This window comes from Leptolyngbya sp. UWPOB_LEPTO1, assembly GCF_017302695.1.
Lineage (GTDB): Bacteria > Cyanobacteriota > Cyanobacteriia > Leptolyngbyales > Leptolyngbyaceae > Leptolyngbya > Leptolyngbya boryana.
In genome coordinates, this window is record NZ_JAFLCJ010000006.1 from 99,126 (window position 1) to 123,172 (window position 24,047).

Annotated in this window: 26 protein-coding genes; 11 read left to right on the top strand and 15 right to left on the bottom strand. The window is 48.0% G+C overall.

Annotated elements, in window-relative coordinates; genetic code table 11:
- Positions 1–187 precede the first annotated feature (187 nt).
- The 3 genes from J0L70_RS11560 (at position 188) to J0L70_RS11570 (ending at position 3,548) form a co-directional block, all read left to right on the top strand.
- Positions 188–475, top strand: coding sequence for a YiaA/YiaB family inner membrane protein (locus J0L70_RS11560; RefSeq protein WP_017285994.1), 288 nt, complete (start codon positions 188–190; stop codon positions 473–475).
- 117 nt (positions 476–592) lie between these two features.
- Positions 593–2,860, top strand: coding sequence for a PBP1A family penicillin-binding protein (locus tag J0L70_RS11565; protein ID WP_190651456.1), 2,268 nt, complete (start codon positions 593–595; stop codon positions 2,858–2,860).
- Positions 2,861–3,275: 415 nt separating this feature from the next.
- The gene (locus J0L70_RS11570) at positions 3,276–3,548 is read left to right on the top strand and encodes a hypothetical protein (protein ID WP_144056127.1); all 273 of its coding nucleotides are present in this window, start codon (positions 3,276–3,278) and stop codon (positions 3,546–3,548) included.
- Here J0L70_RS11570 and J0L70_RS11575 read toward each other — a convergent pair.
- Complete coding sequence (locus tag J0L70_RS11575) at positions 3,541–4,011, bottom strand: ureidoglycolate lyase (protein WP_287454645.1); 471 nt, start codon at positions 4,009–4,011, stop codon at positions 3,541–3,543. The two genes, J0L70_RS11570 and J0L70_RS11575, sit on opposite strands and share 8 nt — an antisense overlap.
- 104 nt (positions 4,012–4,115) lie before the next feature.
- Here J0L70_RS11575 and J0L70_RS11580 point away from each other — a divergent pair, with 104 nt between their 5' ends.
- The gene (locus J0L70_RS11580) at positions 4,116–4,556 is read left to right on the top strand and encodes a hypothetical protein (RefSeq protein ID WP_017285990.1); all 441 of its coding nucleotides are present in this window, start codon (positions 4,116–4,118) and stop codon (positions 4,554–4,556) included.
- On the opposite strand, the gene tsaB is transcribed toward J0L70_RS11580, so the two are convergent.
- The 4 genes from tsaB to J0L70_RS11600 form a co-directional block, all read right to left on the bottom strand.
- Positions 4,553–5,152 carry a tRNA (adenosine(37)-N6)-threonylcarbamoyltransferase complex dimerization subunit type 1 TsaB gene (tsaB, locus tag J0L70_RS11585; protein ID WP_287454646.1) on the bottom strand — a complete coding sequence of 200 codons (600 nt, stop codon included), beginning with the start codon at positions 5,150–5,152 and terminating at the stop codon, positions 4,553–4,555. The genes J0L70_RS11580 and tsaB overlap by 4 nt on opposite strands.
- A 130-nt stretch (positions 5,153–5,282) precedes the next feature.
- The gene (locus J0L70_RS11590; RefSeq protein WP_017285988.1) at positions 5,283–5,591 is read right to left on the bottom strand and encodes a DUF3593 domain-containing protein; all 309 of its coding nucleotides are present in this window, start codon (positions 5,589–5,591) and stop codon (positions 5,283–5,285) included.
- A complete protein-coding gene (locus J0L70_RS11595; protein WP_017285987.1) occupies positions 5,588–5,893 on the bottom strand; it encodes a DUF2499 domain-containing protein in 306 nt (101 codons plus the stop codon). Before J0L70_RS11595 ends, J0L70_RS11590 begins: the two co-directional genes overlap by 4 nt.
- A gap of 51 nt (positions 5,894–5,944) precedes the next feature.
- Positions 5,945–6,517 (bottom strand): Uma2 family endonuclease, encoded by a 573-nt coding sequence (locus J0L70_RS11600; protein WP_287454648.1) that lies wholly within the window; start codon positions 6,515–6,517, stop codon positions 5,945–5,947.
- A gap of 258 nt (positions 6,518–6,775) precedes the next feature.
- On the opposite strand from J0L70_RS11600, the gene csaB reads away from it, so the two are divergent.
- Complete coding sequence (gene csaB, locus J0L70_RS11605; RefSeq protein WP_287454649.1) at positions 6,776–7,825, top strand: polysaccharide pyruvyl transferase CsaB; 1,050 nt, start codon at positions 6,776–6,778, stop codon at positions 7,823–7,825.
- On the opposite strand, the gene J0L70_RS11610 is transcribed toward csaB, so the two are convergent.
- Positions 7,805–9,391: a glucose-6-phosphate isomerase gene (locus J0L70_RS11610; RefSeq protein ID WP_287454651.1), complete on the bottom strand. Its 1,587-nt coding sequence runs from the start codon at positions 9,389–9,391 to the stop codon at positions 7,805–7,807. The genes csaB and J0L70_RS11610 overlap by 21 nt on opposite strands.
- A gap of 117 nt (positions 9,392–9,508) precedes the next feature.
- Positions 9,509–10,468 (bottom strand): M48 family metallopeptidase, encoded by a 960-nt coding sequence (locus tag J0L70_RS11615; RefSeq protein WP_287454652.1) that lies wholly within the window; start codon positions 10,466–10,468, stop codon positions 9,509–9,511.
- A gap of 7 nt (positions 10,469–10,475) precedes the next feature.
- Here J0L70_RS11615 and J0L70_RS11620 point away from each other — a divergent pair, with 7 nt between their 5' ends.
- Complete coding sequence (locus J0L70_RS11620; protein ID WP_287454654.1) at positions 10,476–11,096, top strand: chromophore lyase CpcT/CpeT; 621 nt, start codon at positions 10,476–10,478, stop codon at positions 11,094–11,096.
- Between the two features lie 16 nt (positions 11,097–11,112).
- Here the strand turns inward: J0L70_RS11620 and J0L70_RS11625 are convergent, their stop codons facing one another.
- The 4 genes from J0L70_RS11625 to J0L70_RS11640 form a co-directional block, all read right to left on the bottom strand.
- Positions 11,113–11,565 carry a MarR family winged helix-turn-helix transcriptional regulator gene (locus J0L70_RS11625; RefSeq protein WP_190651470.1) on the bottom strand — a complete coding sequence of 151 codons (453 nt, stop codon included), beginning with the start codon at positions 11,563–11,565 and terminating at the stop codon, positions 11,113–11,115.
- 56 nt (positions 11,566–11,621) lie between these two features.
- Positions 11,622–12,443, bottom strand: a complete 822-nt coding sequence (locus J0L70_RS11630) for a carbohydrate ABC transporter permease (protein WP_017285980.1) — start codon at positions 12,441–12,443, stop codon at positions 11,622–11,624.
- Positions 12,444–12,476: 33 nt separating this feature from the next.
- Positions 12,477–13,277 (bottom strand): class I SAM-dependent methyltransferase, encoded by an 801-nt coding sequence (locus tag J0L70_RS11635; protein ID WP_017285979.1) that lies wholly within the window; start codon positions 13,275–13,277, stop codon positions 12,477–12,479.
- Between the two features lie 75 nt (positions 13,278–13,352).
- Positions 13,353–14,627, bottom strand: a complete 1,275-nt coding sequence (locus J0L70_RS11640) for a glycosyltransferase (RefSeq protein ID WP_017285978.1) — start codon at positions 14,625–14,627, stop codon at positions 13,353–13,355.
- A 401-nt stretch (positions 14,628–15,028) separates the two neighbouring features.
- Between J0L70_RS11640 and J0L70_RS11645 the strand changes: the two genes are divergently transcribed.
- From J0L70_RS11645 to J0L70_RS11655, 3 genes are all read left to right on the top strand, one after another.
- The gene (locus J0L70_RS11645) at positions 15,029–17,398 is read left to right on the top strand and encodes a glycoside hydrolase family 9 protein (protein ID WP_287454657.1); all 2,370 of its coding nucleotides are present in this window, start codon (positions 15,029–15,031) and stop codon (positions 17,396–17,398) included.
- A 9-nt stretch (positions 17,399–17,407) separates the two neighbouring features.
- On the top strand, positions 17,408–18,790 hold the full coding sequence (locus J0L70_RS11650; RefSeq protein WP_017285976.1) for an oligosaccharide flippase family protein: 1,383 nt from the start codon (positions 17,408–17,410) through the stop codon (positions 18,788–18,790).
- Positions 18,791–18,926: 136 nt separating this feature from the next.
- On the top strand, positions 18,927–19,376 hold the full coding sequence (locus tag J0L70_RS11655) for a ferritin-like domain-containing protein (protein WP_017285975.1): 450 nt from the start codon (positions 18,927–18,929) through the stop codon (positions 19,374–19,376).
- Here J0L70_RS11655 and crcB read toward each other — a convergent pair.
- Genes crcB through J0L70_RS11670 form a run of 3 tightly spaced genes read right to left on the bottom strand, consistent with a single transcriptional unit; the run spans position 19,368 to position 21,189 of the window.
- Positions 19,368–19,751 (bottom strand): fluoride efflux transporter CrcB, encoded by a 384-nt coding sequence (gene crcB, locus J0L70_RS11660; protein ID WP_017285974.1) that lies wholly within the window; start codon positions 19,749–19,751, stop codon positions 19,368–19,370. The two genes, J0L70_RS11655 and crcB, sit on opposite strands and share 9 nt — an antisense overlap.
- A gap of 31 nt (positions 19,752–19,782) precedes the next feature.
- Entirely contained in the window at positions 19,783–20,253 is a 471-nt protein-coding gene (locus tag J0L70_RS11665; protein WP_017285973.1) for a hypothetical protein, read from the bottom strand.
- A 51-nt stretch (positions 20,254–20,304) separates the two neighbouring features.
- Complete coding sequence (locus J0L70_RS11670) at positions 20,305–21,189, bottom strand: PhzF family phenazine biosynthesis protein (protein WP_287454659.1); 885 nt, start codon at positions 21,187–21,189, stop codon at positions 20,305–20,307.
- 199 nt (positions 21,190–21,388) lie between these two features.
- On the opposite strand from J0L70_RS11670, the gene J0L70_RS11675 reads away from it, so the two are divergent.
- Positions 21,389–22,567 (top strand): septal ring lytic transglycosylase RlpA family protein, encoded by a 1,179-nt coding sequence (locus J0L70_RS11675; RefSeq protein WP_017285971.1) that lies wholly within the window; start codon positions 21,389–21,391, stop codon positions 22,565–22,567.
- Here the strand turns inward: J0L70_RS11675 and J0L70_RS11680 are convergent.
- Positions 22,561–23,181, bottom strand: a complete 621-nt coding sequence (locus J0L70_RS11680) for a Crp/Fnr family transcriptional regulator (RefSeq protein ID WP_036045169.1) — start codon at positions 23,179–23,181, stop codon at positions 22,561–22,563. The genes J0L70_RS11675 and J0L70_RS11680 overlap by 7 nt on opposite strands.
- Positions 23,182–23,355: 174 nt before the next feature.
- On the opposite strand from J0L70_RS11680, the gene J0L70_RS11685 reads away from it, so the two are divergent.
- Complete coding sequence (locus J0L70_RS11685) at positions 23,356–23,988, top strand: J domain-containing protein (RefSeq protein ID WP_287454661.1); 633 nt, start codon at positions 23,356–23,358, stop codon at positions 23,986–23,988.
- The last annotated feature ends 59 nt before the right edge of the window (positions 23,989–24,047 follow it).

Consider the following 24,047-nt stretch of genomic DNA (forward strand, 5'->3'; position numbering starts at 1 on the left):
ACTGAAATTGGGATATTTTACTATTTCGTCACAATGTCTTGATGATTCGAGTCGCTTCTTTCATCTTCTACGGACTTCTTAAGGCGAAACAGGACGAATTAGAGAGTGTCCTATTTTTTATCCTACGTATCCGAATTAAACACTACCGTTAGAGACATCAAAACCGTTCTTGAATTTAGAGGTCACCATGCAAAAGTACGATAGTTCCACTCAAGCTCACAGCAGCGCTTGGATTTTTCAGTCTTGGGCATCGTTTGTGATTTCACTGTCGGCGACGACGATCGGGATTTGTTATCTCCCGGTTGATGGCTGGGTGAAAGGTTACATCGGTATGGGAACGATTTTCACAGTGGCATCTACCTTTAGCGTGGCAAAGACGACTCGCGATATGCACGAAGCGAAACGAATCATTTCACGAGTCGATGAAGCGAAATTAGAACGAATGTTAGCGGAACACGATCCCTTCAATAAGTAGTTAAGTAGGAAATAGAGGAAGAGAGTTGGAAAAGTGGGAGGCAGTTTTCCCCCACTCCCCACTCCCCACTCCCTACTTTGACTAGAATATTGTCAGTTCTTACCGATCCCGCCCCGCATGACTCAACCGCCTCTGCCCCCTCGCCGTTCCCAAACCGTCCTCGGCACGCTCACTCAAGCTGTGAAGACCACCTTCACGCGGATCGACTTTTCTAAGCTGAAGTTGAAGCCAAATGCGCGAGTGCCAGAGCTGTTGATTCAAGATGCTGACGCTCCAAAAGCACAAGTTTTTCCGCTTTTGGGCGATCGCTATACGGTGGGGCGCAGTTCTAAGTCTTGCGATATTGTGGTGCGCAATCCCGTGGTCAGCCAAGTTCATGCGGTGATTAAGCGCGATCGCAAACGGAAATTTTTAGGATTGCCTACACGATCGAGATTTGTGATTCGCGATGAAGGGTCAACGAATGGCATGTATCGCGGCAAACGCAAGCTGAAATCGACGATTCTTTACAACGGAGACATTATTACGCTTGGACCGCCTGAACTTGAGGCAGCCGTTCGAGTGCAGTATAAAGACCCCTTGCCCTGGTATCTGAAAGCCGTTCGATATGGACTGTTTGGGGTGAGTGGGCTGAGCGCGATCGCAACGTTAGCGATCGCCTTTGAGTGGCAAAGATTTTCTGTCTATCCGTTGCCCGAATCGGTTCAAGGACCAGTCGTGGTGAATTCGCGAGATGGTCAACCTTTGCGGACACCAAGAACCGATCGACATATTGAAATTCAAAATCTCTCGGAGTTTTCGCCCTACTTGCCGAGAGCCGTTATGGCGTCTGAAGATTCTCGCTATTACTGGCATTTTGGGGTCGATCCGATCGGGACACTTCGCGCGGTCGTTACGAACGTTCGAGGCGGCGAGATTCGAGAAGGCGGAAGTACGATCACTCAGCAACTTGCGAGAAGTGTTTTTCCAGATTACGTGGGACGGCAAGATTCGGCGGCTCGGAAGATTCGAGAAGCGATCGTCTCACTCAAACTCGAAACCGTTTATAGCAAAAACTTTCTGCTCAGAATGTATTTGAACCGAGTTTATCTGGGCAGCGGGATTTACGGATTTGAAGATGCGGCTCAGTTCTACTTTGGTAAAGCGTCTAAAGATTTAACGTTATCCGAAGCCGCCACACTGGTGGGAATTTTGCCTGCGCCGAACAGTTTTAACCCAGTGACCAACTACAAAGCGGCAGTTGAATATCGCGATCGCGTGTTGGAACGGATGGCACAACAAGGCATGGTGTCTCAAGAAGAAGCCGATCGTGCTCGTCGATCGCGGATCGAAATTAGTCCAAAAGCACGGCAAGAATTGCAGGGATCAATTGCGCCTTATTTCTACAGTGCAGTGTTTGATGAACTGGATTCTTTGCTCGGCGGACGATTGGCAAGAGAGGGGAATTTCATTGTTGAAACCGGACTCGATCGTAAAATGCAAGCCGCTGCTGAGCGCAGTCTAAAAAATAGCGTTGAAACGAACGGAGCGAGTGCTGGATATTCTCAAGGCGCAGTGGTGACGATCGATGCGAAAACCGGAGCAGTCCTGGCACTGGTCGGCGGTGTGGATTATCAAGAAAGTCAATTTAACCGCGTGACTCAAGCCCTACGTCAACCCGGATCAACCTTCAAAATTTTTGCTTACGCCGCTGCCCTAGAACAAGGGATTTCTCCCGGAACCACCTACTCTTGTGCGCCTCTAAACTGGGGAGGACAGACTTTTGCGGGATGTTCAGGCGGTGGGGATTTCTATACGGGTATGGCTCAATCGTTGAATGTTGTTGCGCTGCGAGTGGCTCAAGATGTGGGCTTAGATAAAGTGGTGCAGATGGCACAGCGCATGGGCGTGCAATCCACCTTGAAAGCCGTTCCGGGTTTAGTCTTAGGACAGAGTGAAACGACTCCTTTGGAAATGACCAGCGCGTTTGGAGTCTTGGCAAACGAAGGCGTTCGGAATCGTCCGCATACGATTAAACGCATTATCGATAGTGGGGATTGTCAAAATCGTCAAGATATCTCGACGTGTCGAGTGATTTATCAGGCGGATCAAGATAGTGAGAATAATGCACAAGTGATCCAGCCTGAAGTCGCCAATACGATGACAACATTGCTGCGCGGGGTTGTGCAATCAGGCACGGGGCGCAGTGCGGCGATCGGGCTTGGCGAAGTGGGCAAAACGGGAACCACCAACGACAACAAAGATCTCTGGTTTATTGGCTATGTCCCCAGTCAGAAGATTGTCACGGGGGTTTGGCTCGGAAACGACGATAATAAGCCGACTGACGGAAATAGTGGCTTAGCGGCAAAACTCTGGGGCGATTACATGCGACAAGTTGTACGGTGAAATTTTCATAGGCTGAAAGGAGGATCGATCGCAAGATCAGGATGTTCCGAAGCGTTCGGGGATCGCGTCCATGCTCATTTCAGCTTCACGAATCTTGAATTGGATAGCTCCGAAGAAATACGGACAGATAAATTTCATCTATTGGCGATTTAGTCAATTGTGTAGAGAAATTGCCATCTGAATCTGAAATTGAGCCAATTTCAGGCATTTTTTAATTATTATTTCAGTAGAAAAACCTCTACCTGAAGGTAGATTGTCTAAAAACTTTGTGAAACCTTTAATGTTGTCAAGTGTGAAAACACTGGCTCTCCCCTACTACCAGACTGAGATGACTAAGATCAGGGCGCAAGTTCAATCATTTTTGTCGATCGACACCTTGTCCGAATCGTGTGATTCCCAATTTTTTTGTGAAACTATGACATCCTCCCTTTTAAGTAAAATTCCACCTGAGCGAGTCGGTCTGACTGGCGAATATGACCACAGTGGTTTAGCAAAACGAGTTTTACAGGCTTTTCAAGCTGAATTTTCTTCTGAGGAGCTAGAAGGTGTCAGAGTCACGCAACGCGGCAAGATTGTGGTTCTGCTCGGGAGTGTGGCAGACGATCACATGCTGGCGAGATTGGTCTGGATTGCTCTGCGAGCCGAGGGCGCGATCGGGGTTGAAACGACCGGAATTCGGCTCAAATAATCTCAAATTCAGTTCCATAGGTCGATTTCAAATCGCAGGTGTCGTGATCGACGAGATTGGTGTCGCTGAGTTCGAGATTGTAAAAGTCAACGACATTGCTATCGAAGTAAGGTCCGGCATGCCAGGTTCCGAGATCGAGCTTGATGAAACAATTGCCGGGAATTCGGAAGGCAGTCAGATCTGCGATCGCGGGTGCAGCGGCTTCAGATGGAGGTGCGACGGCGATTAGCCATTCTCTGCCTTCTAAAGCGCCGAGACACTGCGTGCATTGCTGATGACGGGTGATTTTATGAAACGTTCTCCCCCGATGCTGCAATCGCATAATGTAGAACCGGGGGATGCCATTTTGCAGGTGAAGTTGGGCATCTTCTCGATCGAAAGTTTTGCCATCGACAGAGGCTTGAATCACTTGTCCAAAGGGGCGGAAGCTTTCAGGGGTAATCAGATTTGCTTGAAGCTGCATTGATCTCTTTCCAACGGTTTATGGTGAACCTTTCTTGGGATTGACGATCGAGGGAATTCATTCCTTCTAGGATTCATACGTCGTCAATGTTGAGGATATGACTGATGAATAGATTAAACCGAGTTGTGCGCGAAATTCGCCGAATTGTATTGGTGATTTTTATTGTAGGAATTGCTGTGATTGCACCGATGCAGGCAGCTCATGCAGCCGATCCATCCTATTCTCCAGGTGCGCCGGATAGCCCCAGTGCTAAGCAAAGAACGATCTATGAAGGGAAAGGGGCATCGAGTGCTGAGGCTCAACCGGGCGCAAAGCAAATGATGCAGAAGATCAATCGCGACTTGGATAGCAATAACAGTGATCGTCCTAAAACGACGGGTGAATGGAATCGCGAAGCTCGTGAAACTGAGGGTAATCTTGGACAACGGGTGAAGCGGATTGCTGAGGAAACGAAGGAAGCCGTGAAAGATTTCGGACAAGTGTATCCGGATACGGCAGAGCGCAGTGGCGATGCATTGCAAGAGAGTCTTGATCGCTCGAACTAATTTGCTTTGATTGCAACTGGATGTTGACCGTAGTGGGGGAGCGCTTCTGACCAATGGGGGCGCTCCCCTTTTTGCCACTGTTGCAGCGCGATCGCTAAGATTCCCTCAACATACTGCCCTTGTTCTGAACCGACCTCAATTCGGCGATCGATGGAATGCTGATCCAGAGCATCTCTCCATTGCTCAGTTGTCATCACGGCATCCGATTGAATTGCTTCGCCATTTCGGTAGATTGCTGTGTGGAGTTCACCTCGCTGAGCAGGCATCTGTAGCGCGATCGTGCCTGTGTGACCTGATGCAACGGCTGCCAAACTCGAAACCCCGAACAGAGGAATTTCTAACTGTTGGGCTAAAGTGCGAGCTAGCACTACACCGATTCGAGTTCCCGTAAAGCCTCCCGGCCCGATCGCCACGGCAATAAAGGCTAAATCTTGCCAGGTTTGAGGGGCGAGAAATTCGACTAGATGGGTGTGTAATAGACTTGATAGGTCGCGTCCTAGGGGTTGAACCGACCATCGAGATTCACCTGAGAGAGAAGCGATCGCGAGTCCTAAATCAGGACTACTGGTATGAATTGCAAGGGCAAAGTTTGGCATAAGGGAAGAGATGGATCAATCGAGAGAATGCGTTGCGACTTCGTTCCACACTCGCTTCAGTAAAGAATGTTCGGCTTCAGTAGCTTTCGTAGGTTGAGCGAAGTCAGAACCTCATGCCTACGAACTGGTTTTAATTCGATTCTTCTTGAACGGGTGGCTTTTTCGCAATCAAAGCTTGGCGAAATCCCAAAACCACTAAAATGTTTGACAACGTGAGAAAAGACTCTGCACTGCCATGTAGCCAATCTACATCTGCAAGCTGCTTGCCGTAATGAATCTTGGCATAAATTCCCGCTGGAATTGTGATCGCAACAAATACAAGTGTCATGTAAAAGCCAATCAGGGCGAGTCGAGGCGTTTTACCCGATCGCGTTAAAAACCACAAAAACCCCAAGTAGGGAAACAGCGACATTGCAAAAAGCGTTTCTTTAGAAATCATGATTCCGAATTTTGAGTAGAGCGCCAAATCCACCAACCTGCTGCACAGCAGGTACAGTTTCCAACGACGGTCATCGCTGCTTGAAGGGTAACGAGCCAATCGAGCGCAGGTGGATTGTCGAAGAAATGCCAGGTACAAGCGCACATTGCGCTGACGAGTGCAGGCAACATTCCAAAAGAGAGCGATCGCCAAACCAAATCGCCACTTACTTCGGCATATCGCCAAATCAGCCAAATCGCTGCAATCCATTCGATGACGCTGGAAACGTGAATAATCCAAGTGGGAATTGAGAGAGCCGTCATAGTAGAGTGAGAGACACTCGTTCAATTCTAGAGGTTTCGAGCCTCGCTAATTTAAGAAATTGCGAGTTTCAGCCAGCTAAACAAATCGCCGACAGTTAGCTGCAAGTTTGACATAAAAGCAGGAACGGGTAGCAAATGTTCTGGTTCCTGAAGAAAGTCGGGTTGTTGACCGGATGGATAGGCAAAAACTGATTTCAATTTGGGATCAATGAGCCAACCCATTTGGCAGCCAAACTTCAGACAGTGCAAAATATTTGCTGTGACCTTCGATTGATTTTGGTCGGGAGAAAGAATCTCAATCGTCCAATCAGGAGCAGCATTGAACGTGTTCGCAATATCTTCCTCCTCATCTAAAGGAATTCGATTCCAAGTAAAGACTGCAATATCAGGCACGATTGAGCGGTCTCCAAAGGTGCAGCGTAGTTCTGGAAGTGCTAATGCAATCTGATCTGATTCAGCAATGGAGTTGATCTCTGTAACGAGTTTCCCTTGTAGTTTGCTGTGCTTTCCTTGTGGTATGGGCTTTTGCACCAATTGACCTTGAATATATTCGGTGGCAGGCTTGGTTTCTGGAAGCCGCAAAAACTCTGCTAACGTTAGCGCTTTGTCAGAAATCTGCACCATCGTCAATTCCCCAACGTGCTGATGATTTGGAATATTGCATCATCATAGCGATTCCGACGATCGCTAACCCAGGAATGAACGGGTCGATTGCTTCGCTGCATCATTTCCGCGAGCGCAACGACTTTTTGATGGTGCAGAAAACGACTTGATTGGGCTTGAGAGATGAATCATCCAAATAATCCAAGTGGGAATTGAGAGAGCCGTCATAAAAGTCGTAAAGTGATCCTGTCTAATTCTAGAAGCTCTTAGGCTCCGAATATGCGTGTTGTTTTATGCGGCTACTATGGCATGGGAAATGCTGGAGATGAAGCCTTGCTCGCTTCGCTTCTGCAACTTCTCCCGAAACAGGTTGAGCCGATCGTGCTTTCCGGCGATCCGGCTCAAACGCGCGATCGCTACGGTGTCGAAAGCTGTCATCGCAAATCTTTTCCAGAGGTCTTCAGCGCATTACGACGATCGCAAGCCTTTATCTGGGGCGGCGGCAGTTTGATGCAGGATTCCACCAGTGCAATGAATCCCATCTATTACGGTGGTTTGATGCGCTTAGCGCAGTTCATGGGGTTGAAAACGATCGCTTGGGCACAGGGAATTGGGCCGCTTCAGCGATCGTGGGTCAAAGGTTTTACAAAATCGACGTTTCAACGTTGCACAAAAGTCAGCGTTCGAGATCAGGCTTCGGCTGCTTTATTGAATCAGTGGCAAATTCCTTTCACTCTTGCGCCTGATCCCGTTTGGGCAATGGAATCGACTCCAGTTGAGGGCTTATGGAATTTACCTGCGCCGCGAGTAGCAGTGAATTTGCGATCGCACAAACATCTCACGCCAGAGCGAATTGCAGTTTTCACCCGTGCATTAATTGATTTTCAAAAAGCGACGCAGACGTGTCTATTACTTCTGCCGTTTCAAGCGAGCCAAGATTTTGCCCTCGCTCAATCGCTGCATGAAGCACTTCCCGAAGTCAGTCATATTTTGCAGATCAAACACCCGCAAGAATTAAAAGGCGTGTTTCGAGGCGTGGAAATGACGATCGCGATGCGACTACATGCCTTGATCATGGCAGCGTCAGAAGGCTGTCGCTGTTTTGGACTAAGCTACGACCCGAAAGTGACTCAACTCATGAGCGATCTAGAAATGGCAGGATGTGCGATCGCAGGGTTGCCAACAGATCCAAATGAGTTGAGCCGTCTGTGGATCGAGCTTTATGCCAATGGCGACTCGCTCTCAGATGACCAGATTCATTCCTTAGTTGATCGGGCTTTCTTGCATCAAACTATTCTTGAAGAAGTGTTAGGTGGCGCTGACCGTTAGGCTTCCCGGTTTCGCAGGATCACCATGAAGGGTAATGCCGCGATCGTTCGCCGCTAAATGCCGCACAATTTTGTAAACGGATTCAACATCATCCGGTACACCTGCATTGAGTGCCAAAGTTGCAAGTGGAATTGGTGTGTTCTCTTTTTTGAGGGCTTCCATCACCTTGCTTTGAACATCCAAAACAACCGCAGCAGCTTTCTTACCTGCTTCTACACCCGGTTGATGGTACGAATTGATATTGACTAAAAATCCGTATAGACCCACAGCCCGATCGTATAACGCAATCAAAGCTCCAACCATTCGCGGGGTCACTTCTGGAATCGTTAAAGTGATGGAATCCCGTTCATTTTCATACAAAGCTTTACGAGTTCCTTGGAGCAATCCAGAAAGATAATCGCCCGAAGTAACACCGGGTTCAACTTCGATCGAAGAACTCGATCGATCTTTCAAAACTTCAATAAAGGTGAGAAAGAAATTCGGCACACCCTCCCGCAGTTGTTGAACATAAGCGTGCTGATCGGTTGTGCCTTTGTTGCCATAGACTGCGATGCCTTGATGCACCACATTGCCATCGAGATCCTTTTCTTTGCCCAAGGATTCCATGACTAGCTGCTGAAGATAGCGGCTGAACAAGAGCAAGCTGTCTTTGTACGGCAAGACCACCATATCTTTTTTGCCTTTGCCATCGCCGGAAAAGTACCAGCAAAGCGCGAGCAGTGCCGCTGGATTGGATTTGAGATCAGGAATGCGCGTGGCGATATCCATTTCTTTCGCGCCTTCTAGCATTTCGTGAATGTTGATGCCTTGCAGGGCGGCGGGAACCAATCCAACGGCTGAGAGTTCTGACGTTCGACCGCCCACCCAATCGTGCATCGGGAAGGTGGTGATCCAGCCTTCGGATTTTGCTAATTGGTCGAGATTGCTGCCTGTTCCGGTGATTGCGATCGCTTGCTTGCTAAAATCCAACCCTTTTTCTCGGAAGGCATTTTGCACTTCTAACATGCCGTTCCGAGGCTCTGGGGTGCCACCGGATTTAGAAATCACAACGACGAGGGTGGTGCTTAAGCGATCGCCCAATTTGGCTAAGACGCGATCGATTCCGGCGGGATCAGTGTTATCGATAAAATGGATTGCCATTGCAGGCGCATCCGCACTCAAGGCTTCGGCTACAAATTGAGGACCGAGCGCTGATCCCCCAATCCCGATCGATAAGACATCGGTAAATTTGGTGGCACTCGGCGGATGGATTGCACCAGAATGAACATCGTGCGTGAACGATTCGATTTGCTGAATCGTTTCGACGATATCTTTTTTCAGATCCGCGTTCGGGGCAAGGTCGGAATTTCTCAGCCAGTAATGTCCGACCATACGATTTTCGTCTGGATTCGCGATCGCGCCTGCTTCGAGGTCTTTCATCTGAGCAAAAGCGTGCTCGAATTTTGGCAGCATCGTTTCTACAAAGCGATCGTCAAACCGCATTCGGCTGATATCGAGATAGAAGTCTAACCCCTCGTGATAATACAGCCAGTCTTGATAGCGTTGCCAAAGTGCAGAAGCAGTCATACCCGTAGCCCTCAATTTGTAGCTCTGATGATTAGTTTATAAGGGCTGGGGGCTTCGAGAGTAGACGATAGGGAAGATTTAAGGAAAATTGGGGAGTGGAGAGTGGGGGAGAATGTTTTAGTCTGATCGTTTTAAGCGCTCAATTTCTTTCTGTAATTCTTCGATTTCGCGTTTTAGGCGGTCGGCTTCTTCTGCTCGGGGTTCTGTGTCTACGGAACCTTCTGCGCCCACTCGCACATAATTGCCTTGACGGATATTTTGGAATTCGGAAGAAGTTGCCCACTCTTGCAAAAAGCGAATCCGCTCGATCGTGAACGGATGTGATTGAAATACGCCGCTTGACAAATCGTTATAGAGCGAAAATTTATAGAATTGGTTCAGTTGATCCTCGTCTAAGGCTTGATAGCGATCGCTCTGTTTGATCAATTCATCGAGGTTCATTTCGTGCGCATATTTTTTAGAGCCGCCTGCTAGACGCATCATGCCTGTGAGAGTCAGGTTCAAATCGTCCATGACGAGAAGAGACGCACGATCGGCAGAAAGTTCTGCTTTTCTCAACCATTCATAAAATGCCATCAGTAAGCCTGTGCTAATCAGGCTGCTCAGTCCAAAGGTCAATTCAGACAGACCCGCGATCGCAAAATATGCCCAGGTTGCCATTTGCATCAGGGTGGTGTGTCCGCATTTTAAGTGCCCTAATTCGTGAGCGATTACCGATCGCAATTCTGTCTCACTCAATAAATCCAGCAATTCAGAATTCAACACGACACAAGGGCGTTCTTGTCCCAAGGCATAGGCGTTGACGACGGGCGATTGCGAGACGAACAAAGCGGGTTCTGGTGAAATGTCTAAACTTTGCAAGCATTCGCGAAAGATTTGGTAGACCGAAGAGAATTGTCTCGCTCCGACTTGAATCGAATTTCCCATCAAATAGATGTAGCGAGGACGTTCATAGATAAATTCAACAAATTTACGAGCGACGAGATCGAAACCGGGGACACGTCTCAAGGCATCTTCAGCTTGGCGATCGAGCGGATGACGAAAGGCTTCACTCGAAATTCCGGGATAGTTTGGCATAATAACTGTGCTAAGCGATCGTATTTATCGTAGCGAAATCGATCGAGAGAGAAACCAGGAAATTAACGTGCTTTCAACGCTGGCAGAGTACCTTGTAGGAGAATTTGGCAATCGTGCTCAGGCGATTGAAAGTCCAATCTGGTTTGTGCATCTACGACTGTGGCAGCGTCCGGTCAAGCTCTTTACCGAAGATAGCTTCACGATTTTTGCAGAACAATCAAATGTTTTGAAGCTGGATCAGCCTTATCGACAGCGATTGATGAGACTGCAAGAAACAGCGGGTGCAATCACAGTTCAGTACTATCAATTCAAAGATCCAAATTTGGTGCGAGGAGCCGGACAACACCCGGAACTGCTCGAAGGCTTGAGCGAATCGGAGATCGAACGACTTCCTGGGTGCGTGTTGCAGGTGAGTGAGTCGGCAGGGCGGTTTATTGCAGCGGCACCTCCTGAGACTTGCTGTAAGTTCTCGCTCCAGGGAACTGTGATTCAAGTTTCTTTAGGCTTTGAAGCGATGCGCGATCGCTTTTTGAGCTACGACAAAGGCATTAATCCCGAAACGCAACAGGCGATTTGGGGGGCATTAATGGGCGCATATGAGTTTGAAAAACTGCGATCGTATGAATGAACACTCACCTCAGCAATCACTGAAAAATTGACTTCAGACGACTGAGCGCCGCTTGAATCTCTTTCAATTCGGTCGGACTTAAGCGATCGAATCGTTCTTTTAGATAAAGCGTATGTTGCGGAAAAATCTGCTCAAATAATTGCTCGCCTTCTGGAGTTAGCACAATCAAAAAACAGCGCCGATTTTCCGGTGGAACTTCTCGCCGAACCAGTCCTTTTTGTTCTAAGCGATCGACGATTCCGGTTAAGGTGCCTTTTGTGACTAAAGTTTTCTCAGCTAACTGATTCATGAACATGCCGGATGTATTGCCGAGCGTGCAAATCACATCGAACTGAGGTGGGGTCAGTCCTGTTTCTCGGATATGGGCTTCGTCGTAGGCACAGAAGGTCTGGTAAGTGGTTGCGAGTTCGCGCACAGTAGGGTAGAAGGGCTGTTTTGCAGCGGTTTTAGAATCAAGCTCAACGTTCACAGCAATGCTTTATCAGGGTTCAGTTACTATTTTACATCAAACTGTTTTAATTAGAACTATCCTTTCACCCCGCTTCCGGCTTCCGTCGGAACGATATAGCGCTGCATCACCAAGAAGAAAATCAGAATCGGCAAAATCGAGATGACGGATCCTGCGGCAATTAAGCGCCAGTCGAGTGTGAACGTTCCCGCAAGATTTGAGACTCCCAGTGGCAGCGTGAAAAATTCAGGTCGATCGAGGATCAACAGCGGCCACAAGAAATCACTCCACGATCCGATAAAGACAAAAATCGCCAACGTGACTAAAGCCGGACGAATCGAGGGAATCATCACATGCCACCAAATTCCTAATTCTGAGCAGCCATCCATTCGCGCGGCTTCTTCGAGTTCTTTTGGCACACCTTGAAAAGCTTGACGTAATAGAAAAATTCCGAATGCAGACGCGATCGCCGGAAAAATAATGCCGAGATAAGTATTTCTCAGCTCTAAATTGACGGCTAAAACATACAGCGGAATCATCACAATCTGAAATGGAATCAGAATCGTTGCGACGATCGCGCTGAAAATCACTTCTCGTCCAGCAAAATTCAATCGTGCTAATGGATAAGCTGCCAATGAGCAGAATAGTAAATTCAATCCAACCGTCAACACAGAAACCAACGTGCTATTGAACAGATATCGTCCGAATGGATTACTATTCCAAACGGTAACGAAATTCTCAAGCGTCGGTTTGACCGGAATAAAGCGCGGCGGAAATTGAAAAATATCTTCAGTCGGAGACTTGAACGCTGTGCTGATGAGCCAAACGAGCGGAATCAGCATCAGAACTGCGATCGCGCTTAATAATCCGTAGGTTAATATCGATCGACCAATCCGCATAAGTTCCCCCGCAAACTGATCGTCGATTTTATATTACTTCGTTGCCACCACTGCTAAATTCCAAGCCATCCGCTTCATCAACGGCAATTTTTTCAGAATCTTGTCTAATTTTTCCAATCGCAAGTAGGTTTTCTCTAATCGAGCTTGTTCGAGAATAATTTTCTTCCAATACCGTTCTTGATTGGGATTCACGCGTTCGATCAGATAAAACTGCAAGAAAATCCAGAGCGTTGCAATCCAAAAGGTGTCGAAATCGGTTTTGGCATAAAGCGATCGAATAAAGTTGACAATGCCAATATCTAAAGGAGTTTCGTCCTCTGTCCGCACTTCTGTCGCCATGCGACGGTAGACATTAATCACCGGATTATGCCGCAACGGATCCCAAAAACAAGCCTTGCCGCCAGGTTTGAGAATTCGATGCATTTCTCGCAGAGTGATTTTCGGATCAGGAATGTGATGTAAGAGATTCGAGGCATAAACAATATCGAAGGTATTGTCAGGAAAATCGATCGCCATTGCATTCACGACGCGCCCTTCAATTTTCACGCCATTTTTCTCAGCCAATTGCAGCGCCACATCCACCATTCCCGGCGAATAATCTGCGGCAACACACCGCGCTCCAAGTTTGGCAAAATACACGCTATTCTCACCCGCTCCACAGCCGAGATCGAGCAGCAATTTCCCACGCACATCCCCAAGTTTTCTCAGAATGAAACGATTTTCAGGAGCCGTACATGCCTCGAAATAGTCCGAAACTCGAATGCCATCGACATCGATCGTACTTGCCCACTGATCGTGAAATTCCTGTTCTCGACTTAAGAAATCTTCCTTCATGAATGCCAAGCGATGAAGTTCGCTTTATTGTACTGTGGCGGGAATGAGATCGCCGCTTTACGATTGCGGAAAGATTCAACCCACAGTTGCAACCTCTCGCTTCGTTGCTAAACTGCCCGGAACCACATACTGCTTGATCAAATTACTGCGATGCTCAAAAACCGTTGCCTCATCGTAAAGGGTTCCAGATTTCGCCGCTTGCTGAACAAGCTCACAGAGCTTTTCGCGATCGCGATCCAATGCCACAATCTGATCAGCTAAGGCGGTTGGATTATTCAATGGGGTGAAAATCCCGCCGCCGTATTGAGCGACCAAGCCGCGTGGATAAGGACTGTCATACCCAACAATCGGCAAGCCAGAAACTAACGCTTCTACCAGACAGCGCGGCGATTCCGGCGTTTTGTGGCAGAACATAAACACATCATTCTGATGCATGGTTTCTAACATCTGAGCGCGATCGCTGACAAATCCACCAAACGTGATCAGATCGGCGATGCCTAACTCGATCGCCATTTGCTTCATCTGATCGAGCAAATGCCCATCACCAAGCCAAGTTGCTTCAAGCTGCAGACCCCGCTGATGCAACTGGTGAATGATCGTCACCCAATCAAATGCCCCTTTCATCTCGACCGCACGACCGACATAGCAAATTTTCAGCGGTTGATTGCGCTTGAGTCGATCGAGCTTTTCTGCTAATTGTGCTGCGCTAATCTGATCGGATTTCTGCGTGTGAATGTCATAGACGCAATAGGAATTCGGATTTAAAGGAGAATACGCGGTAAAACAATCTTGCCCTTGAAACAATCCAATCTCCGCCTGTCGAATTGCCTGCTGCACATATTTCTGCGTCAACGGCAAGGTTAGCGTTTCCTTGACTCTGATCTTCAGCGTTTCTTCTTTCAGCAGTCGTCGGGTCACTTCATACTCGACCCGATCTGCCCACACGGCATAAGACCGATTGAGCCGAACTGCCTCCTGGCAGGCGACCGTTGCCCAATCTCCAATCCAAACCGCAGGCGCAAAGCAGAGCAGTTGGCATTCTTGAATCTTTTCTCGTAGGAGATTACGGATCTTCCGATACTGACGCACGTAAATAATTGGTTTATAGGCAAATGGTAAAGGCACTAATTCAATCTGGTCGGCACAAGGCAAATCCTCGATCGCTCTCCAAGTTTCGGTTTTAGAAAGTTCCTGTGCTTCTGCCTCTGGCAAAACTGGCGCTGCCATCACAACGCGACCAAAATGCTCAACCCACCGAATCAAGCCGTCACAAGTTTGCTCATCCAACCCATAGCGTCCGTCCACGACTCGGAACGGAACGGGAACGACGAGTAACAAACTAGTATCCATAGCGTAAAAATCCCCTGCCTACAATAAAGTCAAGAATTGGGTCAAGTAGCGAATTGCATTTGTGAACAAACTGTGAACAAATTATGTCAAAAGGTGGGTGAACCCGGACTTTTGGCTAAATTGCTCCGCAATTCTATGGTCTGCAACAGTCAATAAGTATAACTACTGAACCTTTGTGCGGGAGAGCTTCATAGAAACAACACAATTGTGAAGCGTCTGCTTATTCTCCTGAAATCCAACTAAATTCTAGTGTCCTGCCTAGTGAAAATTGCTTAAATCGGGCGAGAGAAAATTGTTTCTTTAAACACTTGATCAAATTCCGCAAGGTTTCCATAAACTTACGGTTCTGGGTGAGATTGGATTGCAGAATAGATAGGGAGATTTGCGGAAAGCGTAATTTTATGAAGCTTCAATCCTTGATTCCACTAGGGTTAGGTCTAGCGTTGACCGGCTGTAATGTTTCGGGTGTCGATGCAGGCAACCGCCCTCAGATTAAAGTGAATCAGGCTTACTTAGTCAAGCCTGACCTTTTGGCAATTCGGATTGAAACCGGAAAGATCATTCACGCTCAACAGACTCCCTACAAACCCCAAGCGGGCGATCGCATTGAGCAACCTCGTCCGGTGGACGAAGATTGGGTGATTCGCAACGGTAAAGCGATCGGGTCTTTAGTGGGCAAACAGCGCAATATCTTATATCCATTTGATCAATTTGTCCCGTCTCCGTTTGATTCCCAATGGGCGGATCGCATGACCAGCTACCGGATTACTTCCCAAGAAGACTCCACCTATTCGGCAAATCTTAATCCAACCGCGGTCTATCGCAAATCTAAACCCACCGACATGGCACGCGTCGGTCAATGGAAATTTGAATTTCCGATGCTGCATACGATGTATCTGAAACTTCCGAGCGCGCTGAAAGCTGGAAAGACTTATCAGATCAACTTTCCAGGCAGCAGTGTTGAAACTGTCTCGTTTAAATTTGAGCCAAATCGGACGCGAAGTGAAGCGGTGCATGTTTCACACATCGGATTCACTCCGAAAGAAAACGCCAAGGTGGCGTTTCTCTCAACTTGGCTCGGAAATGGGGGACGGCTGGAATATGGTGCAGGTCTGCCCTTTGCTGTGATTGATGAGCAGACGAATCGCAAAGCCTTTACCGGGAAGACTCAACTCTCGCGCACGAGTCAGGAAAATGAAGATCCGCGATCGCGCAATTACACGAATACCAACGTGTACATGATGGATTTCACCGCTCTGCAAACTCCTGGGAAATATCGAGTTTGCGTCGAAGCGATCGGGTGTTCTGGTTCTTTTGAGATTCGACCCGATGTTTGGAAAAACGCCTTCTCCACCTCAGCCCGTGGACTTTATCATCAACGCAGCGGCATTGCCTTAACAGCACCCTATACCCAATGGACGCGCCCGCGGGCGTTCCATCCGCAAGACGGCACGGTTGTGTATCAATCCAAAACGCCAATTTCTCAAGTTGATCAAGGCATCGGCACCGCAGAATATCCCAAAGCACTCGCGGCAGGTGAAACGAAGCAAACTGTCCCGGATGCTTGGGGCGGCTATTTTGATGCGGGCGATTGGGATCGCCGGATTCAACATGTCGAAGTCTCGCGGCACATGCTTGAATTGGCAGAACTCTTTCCGAACTACTTCGATCGCGTCTCTCTGAACATCCCAGAATCCAAAGACCGCTTACCCGATGTGGTCAATGAAGCCCTTTGGACGATCGACTTCTTCCGCCGCCTCCAAACGCCTGACGGTGGAATTCGCGGCGGCATCCAATCCCAGCGCGATCCGCGTTTAGGGGAAGGAAGCTGGCAAGAGTCTTACAAAATTTATGCCTATGCTCCGGATGCCTGGTCAAGCTACCTCTATGCAGGCGTTGCCGCGCGAGCCGCGCACTGGCTCAAGTCTAGAGATGCCCAACTCGCAAAAACTTATCAAGAGAGTGCCCTGCGAGCGATGGCATATGCAGAACGGGTTTCAAGTGGAACTTCAATGCCGAAACCCGTTCGTGACAGTCGTAACTTAGCCGCGCTAGAACTTTATCAACTAACAGGCAGTGGCTCCTGGCATCAGATCTTTCTACAAACGACCGTCTTCAAAGATCCCGCCCAGGATGTGATCGTCTGGGATGAACATGATCAGCGCGATGCGGCATTCTTGTATGCGCGAATGCCGAGAGAATTAGTCGATGCAACCGTTCAGAAAAATGCGAATAATGCCCTAGTGCGGGATGCGGATACTGCATTAGCCGTGGGCGAGCAAACTGCTTTCAAATGGTCAAAAGAAATGCCGATGCATCCGATCGGGTGGGGAAATGGTCTTGGTGCGCCGAAAGCAGTGTCTTTGGTTCGCGCTCATTACTTAAGTCAAAATCCGAAATATCTACGATCGAGCGTGCTTGCAACTCAGTTTTCACTGGGCGCAAATCCCGATAACATGTCCTACACGACAGGAGTCGGATACCGCACTCCGCGCAATCCGTTGCTCATTGACCAGCGTGTGCGGGGCATTGAACCGCCGCCTGGCATTACCGTATACGGTCCGTATGACCCAGTGTTTTATAGTAAGACCTGGACGATCGACCTATTCAAAGATGTTCTGTTCCCTGCCCCGATGGACTGGCCCGCCACTGAATCGTATTTTGATATTTTTCTGTTTCCGATGGCGACAGAATTTACGGTGATGCAGTCCATTTCTCCGACCGCTTATCTCTGGGGCTATTTAGCTGCCCATACTGCTAGGAACGACTAGAGCAAACATATGACCAACTCACTCAAGAAAGTGGCGCTCAGGGGAGCATTCTGGACAATTGCGGGTTACGGTAGTCAACAAATTCTCAGGCTAGGCAGCAATCTGATTCTGACGCGCTTATTGGTGCCAGAGTATTTTGGTCTTATGGCTCTGGTCAACACGATCAGAATCGGAATCGAGCTATTTTCCGACTATGGGATTACGCAGAGCATTATCAGCAATAAGCGCGGTGATGACCCCCTGTTTCTTGATACTGCTTGGTCATTGAAAGTGATTCGCGGCTTTCAAATTTGGGCGATTAGTATTTTGCTCGCCTACCCGATCGCTCAACTTTATCAAGCCCAAGATCCGCAGGGGCAACTCCTGTTTCTGTTGCCCATTACCGGCTTTACAGCGGTCTTAGAGGGGGCAGCTTCGACCGCGGTGCTGACTTGGGAGCGCCATATCGAAATCAAGAAGATCATGCTCTACGACATGAGCATTACTATCGTGACGCTTCTGATTTTGGTCTTGCTGTGTTGGTGGCATCCGTCTGTCTGGTCATTGGCAATCGGAGGTGTCGCTAGCTCGGCAATTAACATGGTGGCGAGCCATTTCGTCAATCGTAAACATCACAATCGCTTTCGGTTTGATAAAGAGATTCTCAAAGAAATTCAGAATTTTGGAAAATGGATTGCGGTGGCATCGTCGATGATGTTTTTGGCGGATCAAGCCGATCGCTTTATTTTGGCAAAGCTCCTCTCGTTTGAGAGGTTGGGGGTATATACGATCGCTTACACGTTAGCGAGTATTCCGCGGAGTGTGATTCAAGAATTGAGTGTAAAGGTGATCTTTCCCACCATCTCGAAGCAGTTGGATTTGTCGCGATTGCAGCTTCGCGCCAAAATTGTGAAACAAAGATGGTTACTTTTGGTGGGTACAGCAGTCTTTCTAGCCGGATTGACGGTGTGCAGCGATTGGTTCATTATGCTGCTGTATCAAGGGCGAAATAAGCATTGGGAGCAATACCAGGATGCAACTTGGATGATGCCAATTCTGTGTTCTGGAATTTGGTTTTCGATTCTGTTCTATACGACTAGCCCGACTTTAGTGGCAATTAACAAGCCGATGTATTCGGCGCAAAGTAATTTTGCTCGACTGAGCATCGTGGGCTTAGGGATGCCGTTAGCATTTTCTCAATTTGGTGAACTCGGTGCGATCGTGGTTGTGGCGATGAGTGATTTTCCGCTGTATGTGGTGAATCTTTACGGGTTGAAGCAAGAAAAGCTATCGTGTACGACGCAGGATGTTTATTGTACGGCTTTCTTTGTAACGACGCTTTCTCTCTTGCTTTTGCTGCGATACTCATTGGGTTTAGGTGTCCCAATTCATGTGCTTTTGCAAGGGTCTTAATAAAGTACAGCCTTTGATCATTTAGGAGAGGGTTACTTTGCAAAACAACCAAAGACAACCTTAGAGATTAAAAATGCCTAAATGAATCAGAATTGCTGTTAAGGTGTGAGATCCTAATCTTTTACAGAGTTCGTCCATGATGAAAGATCTTGATCTCGACAAAACAACTTACTTACTCAATTCCATTATGGAAGCAGAATTGGCGGGGGTTGTTCGGTATACGCACTATGCTCTCATGGTGACAGGACCCAATCGGATTCCGATCGTGCAATTTCTAAAAGCCCAAGCGAGTGAATCCCTGCTACATGCTCAGCAAGTTGGGGAGATTCTGACGGGATTAGAGGGACATCCGAGTTTGCGAATTGCCACGATCGAAGAAACCGATAAGCACTCGGTCTATGATATTTTGCTGGAAAGTTTGAACCATGAAACGAATGCCTTGAATCTATACAAACAACTGCTGGATGTTGTTGAGGATGCCAGCATTTATTTAGAAGAATTTACACGCGGAATGATTGGACAGGAAGAATTGCACGGCATGGAATTGAAGAAGATGCTGCGCGATTTTCATCCGAATTTAGCTTAGTCTACGTGCCAGGAAGCTGCCGAACTCTAACCCGAGATAGCCAATTGCGGCGCTTCCTAGCCAGTACAGTAAAGCAAGGCTATGATTGCCAGATTTGACCAGCACTGAGGTTTCGAGTGCGTAAGTCGAAAATGTCGTGTAAGAACCGAGAAATCCGACCGCAAAAAATAGCCGTAGTTCTGGTGTGCCGATGCCTCGATCGAGAAAATACGCCACAAAAAATCCCATCAGCATTGCCCCGGTAATGTTGATGAAAAAGGTTCCATAGGGAAATTGCACCCCAAACACCCGCCCAAACCATAAGGTGAGATAGTAGCGACTGAGTGCGCCTGGAATTGCACCCAGACTAATGGCGATCGCAGAAGAAACGTTCACGATTATAGATTTGTAGATGATGGACTGCGAGCTAGTTTTGAGCGTTTTGATTTTTGCGTGGATTCAGTTCTGCACATTTTGCAACGGCAGCTTCGTAGGCTTGAGTGTACTCTTTGCCACCTAGCATCAAATCTCCGTAATATTCATACGGGGTTGATCCATAAATCGGCAGTGGATCATCTTCTGGATAGTCCTCTTGCGCTTCTTCTAAAGCTTTTCTCAACTGTTTAGCTGTTAATTTTTGAGCAGGATAGTAGTGAATGTGTTCAGGCTTGCGGTTGAGATGTGGCAAAGACGGATCGAGAATGCGATCGCTTAACTCTAACCAGCCATGCTCGATCGGTTTATAGGGCGCACCAACACAAGCTACAAAGCCCTGCACATACAATGCGCCATCGACGACTGAAACTGCTTTCGAGGCATTTTGAAAACTTGATTTGGCTTTACTCTTGATGCGAGTCGCAAGCTCGATCGATTGGTCTGGATCTAGAGGTTTATCCATATTACATCAGTAGGATTCAGGCTCTTTCTAGGGTATCGAGAAACGGGCAATTTAAACAAATTCACCTTTTGCAACCAAAATCGTTTTGCCGCCCACAGCAATATCAAAGGTCTGATTTTCCTGGCTAGCTCGTAAGAACAACACTGAAGGTCGTCCGATCATATACCCTTGTTCGACTCGAATATCAATCTCCGTTTGCCCAAAGTAGGCATGTTGGACTAAATATGCGGCAAGGCATCCATTCGCACTGCCTGTTGCCGGATCTTCAGGAATGCCTAACCCATCGGCAAAGACACGCACGCTCAGTTGATTGGCTGCATTGAGTGGCTCAGGGCAAAATACAAGGATTGCTTTCGCGTCCATCGTCTTGATGCGTTGGAAAAATAAATCTTTGTTCACTTTCGCCTGTTGCAAAGCGTCTTGAGTTTTCAGCGGCACGATCAAGAATGGAACGCCAGTCGAGACGGTTTCGATCGCAAACCGATCGTCAATTTGATCTAAACTCAGCCCTAGGATAGATGCAACTTCAGCACGATCTAGACCCATACCAAACGTAGGTTGATTCTGCTGCATCCAAAGCATGTCAATGGACTGATCGGCATACTCGATCGTCACTGGAATCTGCCCAACTTGCAAATTTAATCTCACGATTGATACTGAATCTTGGATAATCATCTGTTGCAAAACGAACGCAGTGCCAAGCGTGGGATGCCCCGCAAATGGCAACTCCTGCTCTGGTGTAAAAATCCTCACGTTATAGCCTTCTGATTGCGGACTTTCAGACAGAATAAAGGTCGTTTCAGAATAGTTCATTTCCTTTGCAATTGCCTGCATTTCCTCGGTAGTGAGTTGGGTACTAGCTCGAAAAACAGCAAGTTGATTGCCTGCAAATTTGTGTTCAGCAAATACATCTACGATATAGAACGGTAATGGCATAGTTTTAAGTTGTGGGAATGTGCCAAAAGGTACACGATTAGGCCAAAAAAGGCAGTTAGCTTAGTGAAATTACGCCTTGGGGATAATCCATTTTGTGCCGCGAGAACTTTATAATAACCCTTGGTAAAAGTGTATTGCTAAATACAATCTTGAGATTTAACCTCATCACAAATAACCAAAAATGTTGATACTCGGACTTATGTGGGTCGCTTCATGGTTTAGTGGAATCCCGAGTTTTGGGACGAAGCTACTAGAAACGCCCAAATTTCTCACCCATGTTCTGTGTAACAGCCGCGCGTGCCATTCTACCGTGCTACCTTCTTCTTCGCTTCAACCGCTGGTACTCGGAACATCCCCTACTTCTTCTGCTACTTCTTCTGTCTCGCTCGATCGCTCAGAAACTTCCACTTCCCAAACCTGGTTGAGCACAGTCGAGACACTCGTCTTTAATTCAGAAATTGCTCCAAATCTCAATACGATTCATCCGGTAACGCAGTTTATCGATGCAATGCAGTCTGTGTTTGATCAGTTGCCAGTCGTGGCTGACTCGAAACAGATGGACAGAGCGATTGCGATCGTTGAAGTGGGCTATGACGGAGCGCTGCTCGGCGAAAATCCTCCTATTCTCCCGAAACTGGGATTTTGGCAATGTCCAACCTGGCAAATTGGCTCGTCTGATTCGATTGGAGGCTATCAAATCTGGCTCAAGGGCTGCCAAATTGCAACGGTTCGCGATCGTTCGACCGCAGAACTGTTTAGAAAAGAGTTACGTCGAATGATGACGACTCCGAATTTCGATGCTTCAAAGGTGCGGGCTGCAATGGAATTGGGTCAGCCAAGGTTGAAGTTCGGCGATCGCAGCCTCTTGACGATTACGGATCAGATTGCTGCCCAAACTGGTCGTCCAGCGGAAATGATCGCGATCGAATGGGCAAACAATCTCCGCATCGCACTGGGGCAACCTAGCTTGGCTTTAGCAGATGCCCAAGCCCAGATGTATGGATTAGAGCCAACCCAGCAGTTTATCGATGGCATGGCATCCTGGTATGGACCCTATTTTCACGGTCGCCAGACGGCAAATGGAGAAATTTTCGATCAAAACGATCTGACGGCGGCACATCCGACCTTGCCTTTGGGGACATTTCTCAAAGTGACGAATCAACTCAACGGCAAGAGCATTGTCGTGCGGGTCAACGATCGCGGTCCGTATTTTGACAATCGCGTTCTCGATTTGTCGAAGCGCGCTGCTGCCATCATCAATGGCGAAGAGCGGGGCGTTGTCCCGATCGAAGCGGTAGTCATGCAGTCGGCGGTCGTCGCTCGGACTCCCATCAACAAACCCCCGCAGCAGGTGGCGCGCTTGGTGACAGGCTATTGATGCAAAATGATGTGGCGCTTGGTGTCGATCGAGAGCCAGCCAGCTTGTTTCAATTGACCGAGTAATCGAGTAACGGTCACACGAGTTGTGCCGATCGCGTTGGCTAATTGCTGATGCGTCAGGCGAATTGTGAATCGGGTGCCGCGTTGAGTCGGCTGCCCGATTTCATGCTGGAGCAGAATCAGTAACTGTTTCAGGCGTTCTTCAACGCGACGGCAGCCCGATAGCGCTAAAAATGCTTCTGATTGTTGAAGTCGGCGGCTGAGATGGCGAAACAGTCCTTGACAGAGTGCAGGAGAGCGTTCGACTTCTGCGATCGTCAAGGGCAGCAGATCGACATCGGTTAATGCGATCGCTTGATAGGGTGTAATCCAGGTCAGCGGTAATCCAAAGGGCATCGAAGGAGTCACGATACTGAGGAGTGCTTCATCGCCTGTTGGATGCAAGGTGTTGATCACGACCACACCGCGACAAGTCACCCAAATCTGATCAGGGCGCAATGGAATTCTCTGACCGCTTCGGAAGGGTTGAAGGGTTCGTTCTCGGTAAAGTTGTTCTAAAAGTCGTCTTGAATCGGGTAGCTCAATCTGTGGTGGTGCGAACGATTGAATCATGAACTCTGCTCCATCTTGAAAGCCCGCCATTCACTGTAGTCTTTGAAGATCAAGGGCAGGTAATCCCTGGGTTTGGATTGGGTTAAGATTTGCAGCACACTCCAAAACCGCGAAAGTCTTGCAGAGTTTTGCTAGGGCGACAATAATAGTCCTAATGCTTTGAAGGACGAGCCAGTGGCAGAGGAAAAACGATCTGATTCAGTAAACGAGCCAAATCATTATGCGTTGTTAGGGCTGCATCCTTCGACTTCGGTGCGGGAGATTCGTCAGGCGTACCGGGAATTGAGTAAGCTTTATCATCCGGATACGACGGAACTGCCGACCGCGATCGCAACGAGGAAGTTTCAGCGCTTAAATGAAGCATACGCGACCTTGAGCAATCCGGAGCGTCGTACAGCATACGATCGCGTAATTGGATATTCGCGGGTAGTTGTGGTGCGCCCTTTGCCGAGCTTGCACAAACCGAATCAGCCTGAACCGAAGTCTTCAGCGTATTTGGATGCAACGGATCGACCTTTATCTCCGGGCGAATTGTTTGCGCTGTTTATTCTGGGTGTAACGTTTGTTGGATGTTTGATTTTGGCGATTATGATCGGCATTACTCGCGGTGATCAAGCATTTCAGCCACTCACGGCTCAGCATTTCACAGTGAAAGAAATTGTAGAAGAAGTGCAGCCAGTTCAAGAGACACCTGCACAAGAACTTTTACCCTCGCCGGAGACTGCATCTGAAAATTCTGCATTGAACTCTGCATTGACCACAGAGATTGAGCAAAAGACTGAGCCATCCAATCCGCCAGTGTCTTAGAGAACTTGGCTTTGAATTGAGGAATGAGCCAATCGTTGATAGAAATGAGATATACCCCA